The organism is Allobosea sp. 67-29, assembly GCF_001898115.1.
In the GTDB taxonomy this organism is placed as follows: domain Bacteria; phylum Pseudomonadota; class Alphaproteobacteria; order Rhizobiales; family Beijerinckiaceae; genus Allobosea.
The window spans coordinates 261,117-278,332 of record NZ_MKSQ01000007.1 but is presented as its reverse complement, the minus strand read 5'-3'; the positions used below and the strand labels follow the sequence as shown (position 1 = coordinate 278,332).

The window sequence follows — 17,216 nt, the reverse complement described above, 5'->3', positions numbered from 1 at the left end:
TCCTTCAGCCGAGCGCCGATAGTATGGCGGCAGTGATGTCCTCGGTCTTGTGCTTGCCCGGCTCGATGCCGATGCCGCGGGCCGTGGCGGCTTCGATCGCCGTCATCACGGCCTTTGCCGCGCCGGCCTCGCCGAGATGCTCGAGCATCATCGCGCCCGACCAGATCGCCGCGATCGGATTGGCGATGCCGAGATGGGCGATATCGGGCGCCGAGCCGTGTACCGGCTCGAACATCGAGGGCACATTGCGCTCCGGGTTGATGTTCGCGGAGGCGGCGAAGCCGAGGCCGCCCTGGATGGCAGCGCCGAGATCGGTCAGGATGTCGCCGAACAGGTTGGAGGCGACGACCACGTCGAGGCTCTCGGGCGCCATCACCATGCGCGCCGCCATCGCGTCGATATGGTAGTTGGCGACCTCGATGTCCGGATAATCGGCGGCGAGTCTTGCGGTGATCTCGTCCCAGAACACCATCGAGTATTTCTGCGCATTCGACTTGGTCACCGAGGCGAGCTTGCCGCGGCGCTTGCGCGCCTGCTCGAAGCCGAAGCGCAGGATGCGCTCGACGCCCTTGCGGGTGAAGATCGAGGTCTCGACGGCGACTTCGTCGGCGGTGCCGTTATGGACGCGCCCGCCGGCTCCGGCATATTCGCCCTCGGTGTTCTCGCGGATGCACAGGATGTCGAAGCTGCCGGCGCGCAACGGCCCCTCGACCCCCGGCAGCAGGCGGTGCGGGCGGATATTGGCGTATTGCACGAAGGCCTTGCGGATGGGCAGCAGCAGCCCATGGAGCGAGACCGAATCCGGCACGCGCTTCGGCCAGCCGACCGCGCCGAGCAGGATGGCGTCGAAGCCGCGCAAGGTCTCGATGCCGTCGGCCGGCATCATCGCGCCGGTCTTCTCGTAGAAGTCGCACGACCAGGGGAAGCTCGTGCCGTCGAGCCCGAATCCGGCGCCGCGAGCCGCGCGGGCGAGCACCTCCCAGGCGGCCTCGGTGACGGCGGTTCCGATGCCGTCCCCCGGGATCAGGGCGATCTTGTAGGATTTCACGGGAGGGCTCCTCAGAGGGCGATCAGGACGCTTTTCGATTTGCGGTTCGCGAGATAGGCCTCGCGCCCAAGGTCCTTGCCGAGGCCGGACTGCTTGTAGCCGCCCGTCGGCAGGATGTGGTCGCGGGAGCGGCCATAGCGATTGACCCAGACGGTACCGGCCTGCAGGCGGTTGATGGCGCGCAGGGCCCGCGAAAGATCCCGCGTATAAAGGCCGGCGCAGAGCCCGTAGGTCGGGTGATCGGCGAGCCCGAGCCCTTCCTCTTCCTCCCGAAAGTTCTGGACGGTCAGGACCGGTCCGAAGATTTCCTCGGTCACCGCGGGCGAGGCGGCATCGACCGCTTCCAGCACGGTCGGCGCGTAGAAGTAGCCCGCATGGTCGAGCCGCTCGCCGCCAAGCCGGCACCTGGCGCCCTGCGCCACCGCCGCATCGACGATGGAGGCCATGCGGCCGATCTGCCGCTCGGAAATGATCGGCGAATAGGCGCTCGCCGCATCCCAGGTCGGTCCCGGGCGGACGGCGCGCATCCGCTCGACGATCAGCCCGACCAACTCTTCCGCGACGCTCTCGGCCACGATCAGGCGCGAGCCGGCGACGCAGGCCTGGCCGGCATTGCCGAGGATGCTGCGGGCGATGGCGGCGGCTGCCTGCGGCAGGTCGGCATCGGCGAAGACGAGCTGCGGGCTCTTTCCACCAAGCTCCAGCGTCATCGGCTTGATGCCGGTGCGGGCGATATTCTCCATGATCGCGCTCCCGGCGGCGGTCGAGCCGGTGAAGCTCACCTTGGCGATGTCGGGATGTCCGGTGATCGCGGTGCCGGTCGTGCGGCCATCGCCGAGCACGATATTGATCAGCCCCGCCGGCAACCCGGCCCGCACCGACAACTGCGCCAGATAGAGCGTCGAGAAGGGCGTCATCTCCGACGGCTTCAGCACCACGGCATTGCCGGCTGCGAGCGCGGGGCCCAGCTTCCAGCCGGCCATGTTGAGCGGGAAGTTCCAGGGCGTGATGGCGCCGACGACGCCATAGGGCTCGGTCGCGATCATGCCGAAGCTGTCGGAGCCGGTCGGGACGAGTTCGCCGCCTTCCTTGTCGGCGAATTCGGCGAAGAAGCGGATCTGCTCGGCCGTCACGGGAACATCGCCCGCGATGAGCTCGGAGATCGGCCGGGTCGAGGCGACCGCCTCCAGCCGCGCCAGCGTCTCCGCCTCCGCCTCGATCAGATCGGCCCAGCGGTGGAGCGCGCGGGCGCGGTCGCGCGGCGCGATGCGCGCCCAGCCGCTCGTCGCGAGCGCTCGCCTGGCTGCAGCGACGGCGCGGTCGACGAGGTCGGCATCGGCGACGGGGCAGGTGGCGAAGGCGGCCGCGTCGGAGGGGCGACGCAGATCGATGCCGTCCCTATCGCCGACCCATTCGCCTGCGATGAAATGGCCGCGCGGGAGCGTGACGGAAGCGGGATCGAAACTCAGCGACACGGGCGCATCTCCGGATGGTGACCGTCCGAGCCTAGTTCCGCCGGACCCGAAGTTTGCGCCTGTGAAGGCCGCCCGACCGACCGGAAATCCTGTTTGCGGCGTTCCGGGCGGCCGATTCTTCGGCGTGCCCGGGTCAGCCGGCGATCACGTAGATCTTGCGGACGGTCTCGATCGTCTTCCAGACGCCGACGAAGCCGGGCTTCATCACGAAGCTGTCGCCGGCACGGAAGATCCGCGGCGGTTGACCTTGCTCGGTCAATTCGATGACGCCCGAGAGGATGTAGCAGAACTCCATCGTCTCGCCCTTGATCGAGTGGTTCTCGCCCGGCGTTGCTTCCCAGACGCCGGTACGGACCTTCCCCACGCCCTCCCGCGACTCGTCCTGCGCCCAAGTCTTGTACGAGGGATCGCCGGAAATCAGGCGATCCGGCGCCGCCTTGGAATGCCTGGGCTCGCTGGTGGGAGCGAGGTCGAGCTTGACGAGGAGGGACATGGCAAAGCCTTTCGTTCGGGTTGAAGCAGTTCAGTAGCCGCGGCTGCGATCGACAACGCCGATCGGCGGCAGGCCGGAGCGGTGTCGGCGGAGGTTCTCGATGACGGCCCTGGCCGCGGGCGCGGCTTCGACCTTGCTGGCGATGTGCGGCGTCAGGATCACCCTGGGGTGGCTCCACAGGCGGTGATCGGCCGGCAACGGCTCCGGCTCGGTGACATCCAGGACGGCGGCCGAGAGATGGCCGCTGTCCAGGGCATCCAGCAAGGCGGCGTGGTCGAGATGCCGGCCGCGACCGACATGCACCAGACCGGCGCCGGCAGGCAGCTGTGCGAAGAGCTTCGCATCCAGAATGCCCGACGTCTCCGGGGTCAGCGGCAGCAGGCAGACAAGGATGTCGGTTTCGGCGAGCAGCGTGGAGAGGCCCGCCGACCCGTGCAGGCAGCGTGTCCCGTCGATCGTTCGCGGCGAGCGGCTCCAGCCCGAAATCGGGAAGCCAAAGGGCTTCAGGCGCTCGATGACGGCCGATCCCATCATGCCGAGCCCCAAAATGCCGATCCGCCTGTCCGGGGCGGATGCGAGGTCGTAGGGCTGCCAATGCGCTGCCTTCTGCTGGGCGATGTAGAGCGGCCATTGCCGGTGCAGGGCGAGTACGCCGAGCGTGACATACTCCTGCATCATCCGGGTGATGCCTTCCTCGACCATGCGCACGACGAGGACGCCCGCGGGCAGGCCGTCGGTGTTCATCTGGTCGATGCCGGCCCCGATGGAGAACAGGATCTCCAGATTGGAATAGCGATGGAGGTTCTCCGGCGCGGTCCAGGTGATGAGGTAGCGGATATCGGCGGGATCGTGGGGATCACTGCTCCGGATGAAGCGGATATCGGGCAGCTCCGCGGCAAAGCGCTCGGCGAATACCTGCGCCCGTTCGTCGGTCGAGTTGAAAAGGAAGGTCAAGGCGAACTCCTGGTGACCGGCAGATCAGGATGGTTCCCGCGCGAATTGCATGCAGAGCCGTTCGAGCATGTCGGCGCAGGCCGCAAGCTCGCCGCGTGTGATGTATTCGTCGGGCTTGTGGGCGCGCGCGATATCGCCCGGCCCGCAGATGATCGCGTCGATCCCCGCCGCCTGGTAGAGACCAGCCTCCGTGCCGTAGCTCACCGCCGCCAGTGGCGCTTCGCCGGTTACCCGCGAAAGCAGCCGCGCGATCGGCGCCTCGGCCTCCAGCGACAGGGCTGGATAAGCGGCAATCGGCTGCCAGACGGTGCGGAAGCCTTGCCGCTCGAGACTTGCAAGGGTGCTCCGCACCGGCTCGAGCAGCAGGTCGGGCGAAGCGCCGGCGATAGCGCGGGCCTCGATCTCGACAACACAGCGTTCCGGGATGACGTTCAGTGCCTCGCCGCCGCGGATCGTGCCGATCTGGACGGTGGAGTAGGGCGGCTCGAAGACCGGATCGAGCGGGCCGATGCTGGCTTGCGCGGCGGCTTCGTCGGCCGCTGCGATCACCCGCCCCATCGCATGAATGGCGTTGAGACCGAGGTCGGGACGCGAGGAGTGCCCGGATTTGCCGTGGACTTCGACCCGCGCTGCGGCCTTGCCCTTATGCGCCAGGATCGGCCGCAGCCCGCTCGGCTCGCCGATCACCGCGGCCGCCGGCCGTGCGCAGAGCGAAGGCAGCGCCGCGATGAGGTGAGGGACGCCGCGGCAGCCGGCCTCCTCGTCATAGGAGAAGGCGAGATGGATCGGCCGGACGGGCTTCGACGCGACGAGCGACGGAACGATCGCGAGCGCCGCCGCGAGAAAGCCCTTCATGTCGCTGGTGCCGCGGCCGAACAGCCTGTCTCTCTCGGCGCGCAGCTGGAACGGATCGGCGCTCCATTGCGGTTCCTCGGCCGGCACCACATCCATATGGCCCGACAGCACCAGGCCCGCGACATTGCGGGGGCCGATCGTGGCGAAGAGATTCGAACGGTCGCCCTCCGGGCCGGGGAGAAGCTGCGCCTCGACGCCGCATCGCCCGAGATAATCCGCGATCCAGGTCGCAATGGCGGCGTTGGGCTGCCCCACGACCGAGCGGAACGCGATCAGCTCGGTCAGGATGTCTTCCGGCGTCACGGGCGGCTCCGCGCTGGCTGCGTTCACGAGAGGATAAGGCAGGCGCGGCGCCGGTCGCGTCGTTTCGGCAGGGTCATGCAGCGATCCCTGCCGAATTGCGGCTAAAGAACGGTGCTTCCTGTTGCGGGATTGGGCTAGAACCGGCCGGTACCCCGGCCGGGATCGACGGCGGGGCAGGCCGTGGGCACGGCGGAGGCTGCGATTTGGAGACGATCGCTCGACTGCATCTCGACACGTTCGAGCTGACCCTGCGCGACATCAAGGAGATCGACCCGGCGCAGCTCCACGCGCTCTCCGTCGCGGTCAGGTGGCCGCATCGCGAGACGGACTGGCAGATGCTGCTCGAGCTCGGCCAGGGCGTCGCGGCCGTCGACGAGATCGGACGGGTCGTCGGCACGGTGATGTGGCTCCGATACGAACCCGACTTCGCGATGGTCTGCATGCTCATCACCTTGCCGCGCCTGCAGGAACAGGGCGCGGGGCGCTGGCTGATGGACAAGGCGCACGAACTCAATCGCGGCGCCGCCTTCGGCCTGACCGCCACCCGGGAGGCCAGACGGCTCTATCGCTCGCTCGGCTACGGTTACGAGCAGAAGATCCTGCGATGCCAGGGCGAGGCCGCGCCGGAGGCGCCCGGTCCTGCGGGCGTCCTGCGCTCGAACAGGTTTGAGGGTGTGGTCCGCGCCGCCGTCGCCGGCGATCACGAAAGCCTGATCCGGCTGGATCGCCTCGCGATCGGCCATGATCGCTCGCGCGTGTTCCAGAGTCTGTTGCCGGTATCGCGAGGATACGTCCTCGTCCGCAACGGCGAGATCGTCGCTTTCGCCCTGTGCCGGCCGTTCGGACGGGGGCACGTCATCGGACCGGTCGTCGCCGCGACGGAGGAAGACGCCATCGCCGTCTCGCGCCCCAATGTCGAGGCGCACGCCGGCCATTTCCTGCGCGCCGACACGCCGGCCTGCAACGTCGCCTACACGCATTTCCTGACCGCCAACGGCATGCAGATCCACGACAGCGCGACCTCGATGGGACTCGGACAGGCGCCCTACATGCCGGCGGTGCCGGGCGGCCCGCGTCGCATCGCGCTCGCCAGCCAGGCTCTCGGCTAGCGGGTCATGCCCGGCCGCACGCGGCGGTGATGGAACGCATCTCATCGCTTCATTGGTGCTGATGCAGCTTCGCTGGCAGGAATAGCGCGCCACGAGTGCGCGGAGCCGCCATGCCCAGCTTTCCCTACGAGACCGTCGACGTCTTCACCGACAAGCCGTTCGGCGGCAACCCGCTTGCCGTCTTCACCGATGCGCGCGGTCTCAGCGATGCACAGATGCAGGCGCTCGCAGCGGAGATGAACTACAGCGAGACCACCTTCGTGCTGCCGCCGGACGATCCGGCGAACGATGCACGGGTCCGCATCTTCCACCGCACCGCGGAGATGCCCTTCGCCGGCCATCCCAATGTCGGCACGGCCTGCGTGCTGGCGCGGCATGGGCGCGACCGCAACGGCGTGCTGCGCTTCGAGCAGATGGCGGGGCTCGTCGAGATCGCCGTCGAGCGCGATGCGGACGGCGCGGTGAGCGGCGCGGTGATCGCCGCGCCACAGGCGCTCTCGCTCGGGATCGAACTGCCTGTCGCCGGCGTTTCCGCCTGCGCAGGGCTGAAGCCCGCCGACATCCTGACGGCCGCCCATCCTCCCGTCCAGGCTTCGCTCGGCGTCAAGTTCGTCCTGGCGCAGGTCGCGCCGGATGCGCTCTCTGGTGCCGGACCCGATCTCGCCGCCTTCCGCGCGCTCGAACGCCAGCATGCCGAGCTGCAGGGACGGCTGTCGCTCTTCCTCTATGCGCGCGACGGCAACCGGATCCGGGCGCGGATGTTCGCACCGCTCGCCGGCACCTGGGAGGATCCCGCGACCGGCAGCGCCAGCGCCACGCTCGGCGCTCTGCTGCTCTCGCTCGATGGCGGCGAGGAAGCGGCCTACACGATCACGCAAGGCGTCGAGATGGGCCGGGCGAGCCTGCTGAACGTGACCTCGCGCCGGGCGGCCGATGGTTGCCGCTCGCGCGTCGGCGGCGCCTGCGCACCGATGTTCCGGGGCGAGGTCGTGCTCTAGCCGAGCCCGAGCGCCGCGCGCGCCCGCTTCGTCAGCCCGGCGGCGACGAGGCGGTGGCTCTCGCGCAGATAGTCCTGGAGGGCATCGTCCGGCATGCTTTCCGGCGTCAGCCACTGGATCCATTTCATGCCGCGCGAGGCGAGATAGGGCGCGGGCCTGAGGCCGGGCTGCTCGCTCAGGATATCGAAGGCCATCGGCGAGCATTTGAAGCTCACTGCCATCTCGCCATCCTCCTGCGCCCGCGCGATGGCGAAGACCTTGCCGCCGACCTTCCAGACATCGGCGCCGCCCCATTGCACGACATGGCTCGCGGCCGGCAGCGATGCGCAGAAGGCGTTGTAGGCGGCGGGCGACATCGTCTCAGTAGCTTTCGGCGTCGATGCCGTGCCGCGCCGCAGCGGCCCTGATCTGCGACCAGGTCTCGTCGTCGAGCGGGATGCCGGCGGCGCCGCGCTCGGCCCGGACCTTGCGCTCCTTGTCGCCCGGCGCGAGCACGGGATTGGCAGGATCCTGCGGCTTTGCCGCGCGCACGAAGGCGAGATAGCTGTCTATACGGCCTTTGCGCAGATCGGCATCGGGCTCGAGCCGGGCCGGGTCGATCAGCACGCCGAAGAGCGAATTGATGATCCAGCTCTTCTGCGGCTTCTGGTCGATGCGCGCGGCGCCCATCAGCCCGGCCGAGAGCAGTTCGGCGATCAGCGAGAGGCCGGCCCCCTTGTGGTCTCCGAAGGGCAGCAGCGCGCCGAGCGGGTGGTCCGGACTGGCGAAGACATGGGCCGGGTCGGTCGTCGGGCGGCCTTCGCCGTCTATGATGTAGCCGGGCGGCACCTGCTCGCCCTTGTTAAGCGCCACGCGGGCCTTGCCATGCGCCATGCGGCTGGTGGCGAAGTCGAGGATCAGGGGCTCGCCGCCGGGAACGGGAATGCCGATCGCATGCGGGTTCGTGCCGAAGCGCGCCTCCTTGGCGGCGAAGGGCGCGACGATCGGCGGGCGGCCGGCGACGTTGACCCAGAAGAACGAGATCAAGCCGGCCGCGGCCGCCACCTCGGCATAGTGGCCGATGCGGCCGATGTGATGCGAATCGAGCAGGTTCACGATGGCGACGCCGCCCTGGCCGGCCATGGCCACGGCCCGGTCGACGGCGTTGCGCGCATTCGGCTGGCCGAGCGCGACATTGCCGTCGATGATCAGGAAGGGCGCTGCGTCGAGGCGCGTGGTCCCCTTCGATTCGGGCTTGAGGTTTCCATCTGCAAGAGACTGGAAATAAAGAGGGATCATCCCGACGCCGTGGCTGTCGTGACCGCTCAGATTGGCAAGCACGAGATGATCCGCGGTCTCTTGCGCCTCGGCCTCGCTCCAGCCGGCTCGGGTGACCATGTCACGGATCAGGGAACGGAGGGCTTCCGGGCGGTGCAGGCGGTGGGGCATGGCTTCCCTGGCGCTGAGGTCGAAGACGCCTCAGAGTGCATGATGGCGCCGGAACCGCAATGCGCCGGGCGGGACGATGCCGGCTCAGCGATGCATGGCGCAGCACGACTGCGCAGAGCATCTCGACGGAAGCGCCGGCAATCCCTATCTTATCCGTCAGGATCACGCTTCACCGGGCCTTGAACCCGGTCGAGGAGATGTCACGATGTTTTCGATTCCCGGGCTGAAGGTCATTTCGCTGACCGATGCAGCCGCTGCCCGCATCCGCGAGATCATGGCGCAGACCTCGGGCGAGGCGGCGCCGGCGCTCGGCCTTCGGGTCGGCGTCAAGAAGGGCGGCTGCGCCGGCATGGAATATACCTTCGAGGTCGCCCGCGAGGTCAACAAGGGCGACGAGGTCGTCACCGAGAAGGACGCGACCGTGATCGTCGACGCGAAGGCGGTGCTGTTCCTGCTCGGCACCGAGCTCGACTTCAAAACCGATCGCTTTTCCTCGACCTTCGTCTTCAACAACCCGAACCAGGTTTCGGCCTGCGGCTGCGGCGAATCGGTCGAGATCAGGCCGCGCACGGAGGCGGCGGCAGCGCCCTGAGCGGCGGTGGACGCGCAGGCGATCCAGGACATCTTCTCGCCGGTGATTCCTGTCCGCGTGCGCCGGATGTTCGGCGGCTTCGGCGTTTTCGACGGCGAGATGATGTTCGCGCTCGTCTTCGACGGCACGTTCTTCCTCAAGACGACGCCGGCCACGCGAGCGCACTTCGCCGCGGCGGGAAGCGACGCTTTTGTCTATCGGGGCCGCGGCCGGGAGCGCGACCTCGGCTATTGGCGTCTGCCGGAGGCCGCGCTGGACGACCCCGACGAATTGGCGCGCTGGACGAAGCTGGCCGTTCAGGCGGCGCTGGACAGTGCGCGCCTCAGGCGACGCGGCTCGCGACCTCGACCGCTTCCTCCGTGACCGTGCGGTTGCGGCCGTCGCGCTTGGCCCGCATCATCGCCTGGTCGGCCCGGTCGACGAGGGAGCCGGCCGTGTCGCCGCGCCGGTACATGGCGACGCCGAGCGATATGGTGATGCGGCCGAGGTTCTCGTTGGTCGAGCGCTTGATCAGCTCGCGCGTGAGCAGGGCCTGACGCACGGTCTCGGCGCCGAACTTGCCGGCGATCACATCCGCCTCCGGCAGGATGATCGCGAACTCCTCGCCGCCGAAGCGGCTGATGATGGCCTTGTCCTTGAACTTGTCCTTCATCGTGCGCGACACGAGGCGCAGCACCTGGTCGCCGGTCAGATGGCCGTGGGCATCGTTGAAGCGCTTGAAGAAGTCGATATCGGCCATCACCAGTGCGAAGGGCTCGCGCCGCAGCGTCGCCTGATCGATCGACTTCTGCAGCATCTCTTCGAAATGGCGGCGGTTGGCCAGCCCGGTCAGCGGGTCGGTCAGGGCTTCCGCGCGCGTGGATTCCAGTGCCTCGCGCAGGTTGCGGATCTCGTTCGAGCTGTTGCGCAGCTCGGCCTCGAGCTGCGCCTTGCGGGTCACCTCCTCGCGGGTCGACAGCACGAGAGCCTCGACCCATTCCCGCAGCTTCTGCCGGTCGGTCGTGGGCGGGACCTCCTCGGACATCGCCGTCAACCGGCCGTGATAGAGCTCGCTCGAGCCGAGCGCCTTGTCGACGAGCGCCATCATCGCGTCGATTTCGCCGAGCACCTGCAGGCTGGTGCGCTCGGCCTGGCGCGAGAAGCGCTCGGTGTTGATGAAACGCTCGTAGAGACTGTCGATATCCGCGGCGGTCACCTTGCCGTCGTTGCCGGCGAGGATGGCGTTGAGCGCCAGCGTGACCGCCGGCATCTCGTCGCTGAGATGGGCGTACCAGACCTCGAAGGCCCGGGGATAGCTCGGCGAGCCGTGCTGTCGCATGGCTGCGACGACACGTTCGGCCAGATCGTGATGGGCGGAATCCGGAGCCTCGTCCATGTCATGCCATCCCGTGCGAAGCGGGTCGCGGCTTTCGGCCACGTCAGCTTCGATCATTCAATCGAAGCGGGACATCCTGTCCGTATCTACGGCGGCATGCGCCCGTCCATCGCGACGCAATCACGCCGCGACCACACAGATATCAAGTATTGCCCGTTAAAATCGGGTTTATGCCGCAACGTCAACCGATGCGGGCGGGACGCAGCAGGAAAGCCGGCACATGATCGCCGAGTCCCTTGACCTGCGGGCCGTCATCGTCGTCGCGATGGCGCCGCCGTACCTCGCGCTCCGGGGCGCCGGGGCGGACGGGTTCGGCCTCGTCTCGCGGGCGCTGGCGGCGGACGGCGTCGCGGGGCGCTTCGGCGGCTTCCGGGGTGGGCAACGGCTCGGCCTCGGCATGGCCGCGCTGCGGGCGATCCCCCCGGCCGCGGCCACGCTCGCTGCGTCCGCGCGACGAGCCCGAGCGCTTGTCGTCGCGCCGGCCGCGACGTTCCTCGCGTGGCTCGCCGGGCGGCAGGGCGTCGAGGCCCGGGCCCTCGAACGCGATGCTCTGGCCGGTCAGCTTCTCGATGGCGGCGACGAGCTTGTCGTCATGGCGGGTGACGATCGTGAAGGAGGCGCCTTCGCGACCGGCTCGGCCGGTGCGGCCGATGCGATGGACGTAGTCCTCGGCATGGGTCGGAACATCGAAATTGAAGACGTGGCTGACCGCGGGGATGTCCAGGCCGCGGGCGGCGACATCGGACGCGACAAGGATCGGATTCTCGCCGGTGCGGAAGGATTCGAGCGCCGCCATGCGCGCGTACTGGTCCATGTCCCCGTGCAGGGCGACGGCCGGAAAGCCATGCTTCTGCAATGACTTGTGAAGCGTTGCTACATCGCGCTTGCGATTGCAGAAGACGATGGCGTTCTGCAGGTCGGTCGCGCCCTTGATCAGGCGGCGCAGTGTCTCGCGCTTCTCGAAATCCTGGGGATTGGAAGCGATCAAACGCTGGGTGATGGTGGTGGCTGCGGTCGCGGGGCGCGAGACCTCGACCCGGACCGGATTGTGCAGGAACTGCTCGGAGATGCGGGTGATCTCCGGCGGCATGGTCGCGGTGAAGAACAGTGTCTGCCGCGTGAACGGGACGAGCTTGCAGATCCGCTCGATGTCCGGGATGAAGCCCATGTCGAGCATGCGGTCAGCCTCGTCAATGACGAGGAGCTCGACGCCGGTCAGCAGCAGCTTGCCGCGCTCGACATGATCGAGCAGGCGGCCGGGCGTCGCGATCAGCACGTCGACGCCGCGGGTGATCTTGGCGTCCTGGTCGCCGAACGAGACGCCGCCGATCAGGAGGGCGACCGAGAGCTTCTGATTGACGCCGTAGCGGGTGAAGTTCTCCTCGACCTGCGCGGCGAGCTCGCGCGTCGGCTCGAGGATCAGCGTTCGCGGCATCCGGGCCCGGGCCCGGCCGGTCTCAAGGATCGTCAGCATCGGCAGGGTGAAGGCCGCCGTCTTGCCCGTGCCGGTCTGGGCGATGCCCAGAACGTCCTTGCGGGCAAGCACATGCGGAATCGCCTGGGCCTGGATCGGAGTTGGCGTGCTATAGCCGGCGGCCGTGACAGCCGTCAGAACCTTTTCACTCAGGCCGAGTTCGGCAAATGACATCGCGTATGGCGCTTCTTCAGAGGCGGTGACACGCGGCGGGATGAGCTCATCAACCGCCACGCTGGCGCGACATCAGGACCTGCGCGCCTTCGGACCCGTGTGGAATGCAAAGAAAATGCGGCAAAGTCAATCACGTAGCCAGAAAAGGACGCTTTTTGCCCGATGAAGGACCCGCTCGTTCTCGTTCCCGGCCTCAGTTGCACGGCTGCGCTGTATGCCCGGCAATGGCCTGCCCTGGCGGATGGCCGCCTCGTTCTCGTCGCTGAACACAGCCTCGACGACAGCCTCGGTGCGATCGCCGAGCGCCTTCTGGCCGCCGCGCCGCCGCGTTTCGCGCTCTGCGGGCTGTCGATGGGCGGTTATATCGCGTTCGAGGTGCTGCGCCGCGCGCCCGATCGCGTCACCCGTCTCGCCCTGCTCGACACCAGCGCCAAGCCCGCGACCCCGGACAGCAACGAGCCGCGCGCGCAGATGATCGAGCTGGCGGAGAAGGGCGCCTACGACAACGTCACCACGCTGCTCTGGCAACGGCTGGTGGCGCCGGGCCGGCTGACGGACGAGCCGCTGCGGCTGCTGGTGCGGCGGATGGCCGACGAGATCGGCGCCGATGGTTTCGTCCGCCAGCAGAAGGCTATCATGCAGCGGCCGGATTCGCGGCCGGCACTGGCGGGGCTCGCGCTGCCGACATTGGTCCTCGTCGGTGCGGAGGATGTGATCACGCCGGTCGCGGAAGCGCAGGAGATTGCAGGGCTGGCCGGGCCGACGGCGCGGCTCGCCGTGATTCCCGGCTGCGGCCATCTGTCGACGCTCGAAGCACCCGACCGGGTGACGGACGAGTTGACCGGCTGGCTCTCCTGACGCCTGCGTCCGATCAGCGGGGCAGGGCGCAGGGATCGAGGCGGGTGGCGTTGGCCGTGCCGCCGATCGAGCCCGTGACCATCGGGTCCACGGGCTGGCGCTTCGAGGCCTGAAGGCTCGCTTGCGCAAGGGCGGTCCGGTCGAGGCCGACGGTGCGGCTGGAGACGAAGTTGGCGGCGATGACCGACAGGAAGGCGATAGCGGCGGCGGCCTTGGCGATGTCAGCCGCCATCGTGCCGCGGTTGTTCTTCCAGAACAGTTCGAACAGGCGCATCGCGCTCTCCCATCCCGTGACTGCACGGGGACGGGGTGAAGATGCGCCAGCAGCGGTAAAAGCTTGGTTAGCCCGGGCTTTCTGCGACACGGACAATTGTCACGACGGGGGACCGTCTTCGAGCGGTAGCCCTTCCAGCCGGGCGCAGTGCTGGCGGAACAGCTTCCGCAGCGCCGCCAGCACTGCGCCCACTCCGGCTCGCTGGCGCGAGACGTCATGCGAAAGCAGGAAGATGTCGTCGCCGGTCGCCTCGGGCGGCGGCTCCAGGCGCCGCAGGCCGGGATCGGCATCGGCCATGAAGCAGGGCGCCATCGACAACGCGCCGGCCGAGCGGATGCTTTCGTAGCGCGCCGCCGAATCGCCGACGCGCGCCGCGATGGGGCGGCCCGCAGCGAAAGCCACGATGTGGTTGTCGATGCGCGAGGACGTCTCGCGATTGACCGAGATGATCGGGGCCGTGGCGGGGTCGACGTCGCGGCGGCAGTAGAGCGCCTGCATCAGCCGGCCGATCTTCTGGGCGTAGTAGCCGGGCTCCTGCGGCGGCTTGCTCATCCTGAGGGCGATGTCGGCCTCGCCGCGGGCGAGGTTCAGCCGGCTGCGCGTGCTGATGATGACGATCTCGATGCCGCCGGCGTCGCGCGAGACGGTAGTCGCGTGCATGGTGAGGAACAGGCTGATCGAGGTCGTCGCGGTGATCCGGACAGGGGCGTCCGCCAGGGTGCGGGCGGCCTCGGCGCGCAGCCCGAAGCGCTGCGCCGCAGCCTCGATCGCGCTCGCTTCGGCGGCCAGCTCCAGCCCGACCGCGGTCGGCACGAGCCGGTTCGCCTCGCGCAGGAAGAGCTGGAGGCCCAGGTCCTTCTCGAGGGCCTTGAGCCTGCGCGTCACGGTCGCCTCGCTCAGGGCCAGCCGCGCCGCCGCCACGGCCATCGATCCGCCGACGGCGATGGCGTTGAAGATCCGGATATCGTCCCATGAGGCCCGCCCCGCTGCCGCGAGGCCGCCATCGGGTCGAGAGGCAGGTGGAGGAGCCCCAGCCACGCGGTCACGGGCCAATCGGCGAGGGGCGAGCGGTTCTGGCGGTCATGCTGGTCCAGGAAGCGGAGAGGGTTCGACATGCGCGAACCCTGCCAGCCGCAACGCCTTGCGGCAGCCCGGCGACGATGGCGTGCAGCCCTGCAGAGATGCGGGGCTCGCGGCGGTTCACAGGTCGATCAGCTCGCCGGCGAAGGCCGCCCGCTCCTGGATGAAGGTGAATCGCGCCTCGGGCTTGTTGCCCATCAGCCGCTCGACCGTCTCGGAGGTCTCCTCCTTGGTCTCGTGGTCCACCATGACCTTGAGCAGGATGCGCTTGCTCGGGTCCATCGTGGTTTCCTTGAGCTGCTGCGGCATCATCTCGCCGAGGCCCTTGAAGCGCGAGATCTCCGGCTTCTTGCCCTTGAACACCGTTTCGAGCAGTTCGTCCTTATGGGCGTCGTTGCGGGCATAGACGCTCTTGCCGCCGTGCTGGAGCCGATAGAGCGGCGGCACGGCGAGATAGAGATGCCCCTTCTCGATCAGCTTCGGCGTCTGGCGCCAGAAGAAGGTCACGAGCAGCGAGGCGATATGGGCGCCGTCGACATCGGCGTCCGTCATCACGATGACCTTCTCGTAGCGCAGGTCGTCCTCGCGGAACTGGGTGCCGATGCCGCAGCCGAGGGCGAGGATGAGATCGGCGAGCTGCTGGTTCTGGTTCAGCTTCTCGCGCGTCGCATTGGCGACGTTGAGGATCTTGCCGCGCAGGGGCAGGATCGCCTGGTTGGCGCGGTTGCGTGCCTGCTTGGCCGAGCCGCCGGCCGAATCGCCCTCGACGATGAAGAGCTCCGAGCCGGCCGCGCCCGCATTCGAGCAGTCGGCGAGCTTTCCCGGCAGGCGGAGCTTGCGCGTCGCCGTCTTGCGCGAGACCTCCTTCTCGAGGCGCCGGCGCAGCCGCTCCTCGGCGCGGTCCACCGACCAGTCGAGCAGGCGCAGGGCCTGCTGCGGCGCGGCCGCGAGCCAGTGGTCGAAGGCGTCGCGGACCGCGCCCTCGACGATGCGGGATGCTTCCAGCGTCGCCAGCTTGTCCTTGGTCTGGCCCTGGAACTCCGGCTCCCGGATAAAGACCGACAGCATGGCGGCACAGGTCGCCATCACGTCGTCCGACGTGACCTGGGCCATGCGCTTCGACTGGCCGATCCGCTCGGCGTGATCGCGCAGGCCGCGCAGCAGGGCGATGCGCAGGCCCTGTTCGTGGGTGCCGCCCTCCGGCGTCGGAATCGTGTTGCAGTAGGAGGAGGCGAAGCCATCCTCGCCGGTGGCGAGCCAGGCGACCGCCCATTCGAGCGAGCCGTGGCTGCCCTCCCGGGTGATCTTGCCGGAGAAGATCGGCTCGGCGACGAGGTCCTTGCCCTCGATCTCGCCGGCGAGATAGTCGCGCAGGCCGCCGGGAAAGCGGAACACGGCTTCGGCCGCGACGTCGCCCTCGGGCTTGAGCAGGGCGGGTGCGCAACTCCAGCGGATCTCGACCCCGCCGAAGAGATAAGCCTTCGACCGGGCCATGCGGAACAGCCGGGCCGGGGAGAAATGGGCGCCTTCGCCGAAAATCTGCGCATCCGGGTGGAAGCGGACGCGGGTGCCGCGGCGGTTGGCGACGGCGCCCACCGTCTCCAGCGGTCCCTGCGGCAGGCCGCGCGAAAAGAGCTGGCGATAGAGCGTCTTGCCGCGCGCGACCTCGACCTCGAGCCGGTCCGACAGCGCATTGACCACCGAGACGCCGACGCCGTGCAGGCCGCCGGAGGTCTCATAGGCCTTGGAGTCGAACTTTCCGCCGGCGTGCAGCGTCGTCATGATGACCTCGAGCGCCGACTTGCCGGGGAATTTCGGATGCGGATCGACCGGGATGCCGCGGCCGTTATCGGTCACTGCGACCGATCCATCTTCCAGCAATTCGACGTCGATGAAGGTGGCGTGGCCGGCCACCGCCTCGTCCATGGCGTTGTCGATCACCTCGGCGAAGAGGTGGTGGAGGGCGCGCTCGTCGGTGCCGCCGATATACATGCCCGGCCGGCGGCGAACGGGCTCTAGCCCTTCGAGGACCTCGATGGCGGAGGCATCGTAGCCGGCCTCGGAGAGCGTGCCGCTGCGAGCCGGAGCGGCGCCGGAGCGCGAGAGCTTCGGCGCTTCGGCAGGCATGCGCGCTTCCGGCTTCGGCCCGGCCGGGGCCGGCCGTTCCATTCCTACGCCGAAAAGATCGCCGTCATCCGCCATCGCGCGCCGTTCTTCCTGATTCGCAACATGAAACTCTAGCGCATTCCGGACCGGACCGCGCTGCGCCACCGCTTATAGACGGCCCCGCCCGCTATAAAAACCGCGCCTTCCACATCTGTCAGCAGCGTCGCCGCCGAGATCGTCATGGACCGGTCATCGAGCGAGCCGATATCCGGAGGAACCGGTATCGTTCAGGCCGCGTTAAGGGCCGGGGTCGAGGATGGGCCTGTGATCGGGCCTATGCGGCGATTCGCAACGTGCTAGGATTAGCCTAAGGGGGAGGGCGTCGTGGTGTCGCGTCAGTCGGTTCCTGTGACGAGAATGGCCGGGCTTCAGCGCGCCGCGCGCATGGCAGGCGAATCCTTCGGTTACGAGGATGCCCGCATCGGGGCGGAGCCCGGTCTCGATTGGCTCCACACCCGCGGCCTCTGGTGGCTGGCCGCCACCGCCGCCGGGGCGGGGCTGGTCCTGCTGCATTTTTCCTGAGCCATAGCCGCGAAGTATCAACCTTTTTGCCCTAAGCC

18 protein-coding genes are annotated in these 17,216 nt (G+C 68.4%); 6 read left to right on the top strand and 12 right to left on the bottom strand.

Features of this window, described 5'->3' with window-relative positions; all coding sequences use genetic code 11:
• Positions 1–4: 4 nt before the first annotated feature.
• The 5 genes from BGO20_RS05025 to argE all read right to left on the bottom strand — a co-directional run bounded on the left by BGO20_RS05025 (position 5) and on the right by argE (position 5,128).
• Positions 5–1,048: a tartrate dehydrogenase gene (locus BGO20_RS05025; protein ID WP_291662185.1), complete on the bottom strand. Its 1,044-nt coding sequence runs from the start codon at positions 1,046–1,048 to the stop codon at positions 5–7.
• An 11-nt stretch (positions 1,049–1,059) separates the two neighbouring features.
• Positions 1,060–2,523: an aldehyde dehydrogenase family protein gene (locus BGO20_RS05020; RefSeq protein WP_291662187.1), complete on the bottom strand. Its 1,464-nt coding sequence runs from the start codon at positions 2,521–2,523 to the stop codon at positions 1,060–1,062.
• A 133-nt stretch (positions 2,524–2,656) separates the two neighbouring features.
• Positions 2,657–3,016, bottom strand: coding sequence for a cupin domain-containing protein (locus BGO20_RS05015; protein ID WP_291662188.1), 360 nt, complete (start codon positions 3,014–3,016; stop codon positions 2,657–2,659).
• 30 nt (positions 3,017–3,046) lie between these two features.
• Positions 3,047–3,970, bottom strand: a complete 924-nt coding sequence (locus tag BGO20_RS05010; RefSeq protein WP_291662189.1) for a 2-hydroxyacid dehydrogenase — start codon at positions 3,968–3,970, stop codon at positions 3,047–3,049.
• 24 nt (positions 3,971–3,994) lie between these two features.
• Positions 3,995–5,128 (bottom strand): acetylornithine deacetylase, encoded by a 1,134-nt coding sequence (gene argE / locus BGO20_RS05005; RefSeq protein WP_291662190.1) that lies wholly within the window; start codon positions 5,126–5,128, stop codon positions 3,995–3,997.
• Positions 5,129–5,331: 203 nt separating this feature from the next.
• Between argE and BGO20_RS05000 the strand changes: the two genes are divergently transcribed.
• A complete protein-coding gene (locus tag BGO20_RS05000; protein ID WP_291662191.1) occupies positions 5,332–6,237 on the top strand; it encodes a GNAT family N-acetyltransferase in 906 nt (301 codons plus the stop codon).
• A gap of 110 nt (positions 6,238–6,347) precedes the next feature.
• Positions 6,348–7,235 (top strand): PhzF family phenazine biosynthesis protein, encoded by an 888-nt coding sequence (locus BGO20_RS04995; protein ID WP_291662192.1) that lies wholly within the window; start codon positions 6,348–6,350, stop codon positions 7,233–7,235.
• On the opposite strand, the gene BGO20_RS04990 is transcribed toward BGO20_RS04995, so the two are convergent.
• Together BGO20_RS04990 and BGO20_RS04985 are read right to left on the bottom strand one after the other, a co-directional pair.
• Complete coding sequence (locus BGO20_RS04990; protein WP_291662194.1) at positions 7,232–7,591, bottom strand: MmcQ/YjbR family DNA-binding protein; 360 nt, start codon at positions 7,589–7,591, stop codon at positions 7,232–7,234. The genes BGO20_RS04995 and BGO20_RS04990 overlap by 4 nt on opposite strands.
• 4 nt (positions 7,592–7,595) lie before the next feature.
• Complete coding sequence (locus BGO20_RS04985; protein WP_291662195.1) at positions 7,596–8,663, bottom strand: malate/lactate/ureidoglycolate dehydrogenase; 1,068 nt, start codon at positions 8,661–8,663, stop codon at positions 7,596–7,598.
• Between the two features lie 205 nt (positions 8,664–8,868).
• Here BGO20_RS04985 and BGO20_RS04980 point away from each other — a divergent pair, with 205 nt between their 5' ends.
• Positions 8,869–9,255 (top strand): HesB/IscA family protein, encoded by a 387-nt coding sequence (locus BGO20_RS04980; RefSeq protein ID WP_291662197.1) that lies wholly within the window; start codon positions 8,869–8,871, stop codon positions 9,253–9,255.
• A 6-nt stretch (positions 9,256–9,261) separates the two neighbouring features.
• Entirely contained in the window at positions 9,262–9,618 is a 357-nt protein-coding gene (locus BGO20_RS04975) for a TfoX/Sxy family protein (protein WP_291662198.1), read from the top strand.
• Here BGO20_RS04975 and BGO20_RS04970 read toward each other — a convergent pair.
• Both BGO20_RS04970 and BGO20_RS04965 read right to left on the bottom strand, forming a co-directional pair.
• Positions 9,578–10,630 carry a GGDEF domain-containing protein gene (locus tag BGO20_RS04970; RefSeq protein WP_291662199.1) on the bottom strand — a complete coding sequence of 351 codons (1,053 nt, stop codon included), beginning with the start codon at positions 10,628–10,630 and terminating at the stop codon, positions 9,578–9,580. The genes BGO20_RS04975 and BGO20_RS04970 overlap by 41 nt on opposite strands.
• A 181-nt stretch (positions 10,631–10,811) precedes the next feature.
• Positions 10,812–12,278: a DEAD/DEAH box helicase gene (locus BGO20_RS04965; protein WP_291662200.1), complete on the bottom strand. Its 1,467-nt coding sequence runs from the start codon at positions 12,276–12,278 to the stop codon at positions 10,812–10,814.
• A gap of 162 nt (positions 12,279–12,440) precedes the next feature.
• Between BGO20_RS04965 and BGO20_RS04960 the strand changes: the two genes are divergently transcribed.
• Positions 12,441–13,136 (top strand): alpha/beta fold hydrolase, encoded by a 696-nt coding sequence (locus tag BGO20_RS04960; protein WP_291662201.1) that lies wholly within the window; start codon positions 12,441–12,443, stop codon positions 13,134–13,136.
• A 13-nt stretch (positions 13,137–13,149) separates the two neighbouring features.
• Here BGO20_RS04960 and BGO20_RS04955 read toward each other — a convergent pair whose 3' ends face one another.
• The 3 genes from BGO20_RS04955 to parE form a co-directional block, all read right to left on the bottom strand.
• Positions 13,150–13,410, bottom strand: a complete 261-nt coding sequence (locus tag BGO20_RS04955; RefSeq protein WP_291662202.1) for a hypothetical protein — start codon at positions 13,408–13,410, stop codon at positions 13,150–13,152.
• 99 nt (positions 13,411–13,509) lie between these two features.
• On the bottom strand, positions 13,510–14,448 hold the full coding sequence (locus BGO20_RS04950; RefSeq protein WP_291662203.1) for a LysR family transcriptional regulator: 939 nt from the start codon (positions 14,446–14,448) through the stop codon (positions 13,510–13,512).
• 162 nt (positions 14,449–14,610) lie between these two features.
• Positions 14,611–16,692 (bottom strand): DNA topoisomerase IV subunit B, encoded by a 2,082-nt coding sequence (gene parE / locus BGO20_RS04945; RefSeq protein WP_291662205.1) that lies wholly within the window; start codon positions 16,690–16,692, stop codon positions 14,611–14,613.
• 288 nt (positions 16,693–16,980) lie between these two features.
• Here parE and BGO20_RS04940 point away from each other — a divergent pair, with 288 nt between their 5' ends.
• The gene (locus BGO20_RS04940; protein WP_291662206.1) at positions 16,981–17,178 is read left to right on the top strand and encodes a hypothetical protein; all 198 of its coding nucleotides are present in this window, start codon (positions 16,981–16,983) and stop codon (positions 17,176–17,178) included.
• The last annotated feature ends 38 nt before the right edge of the window (positions 17,179–17,216 follow it).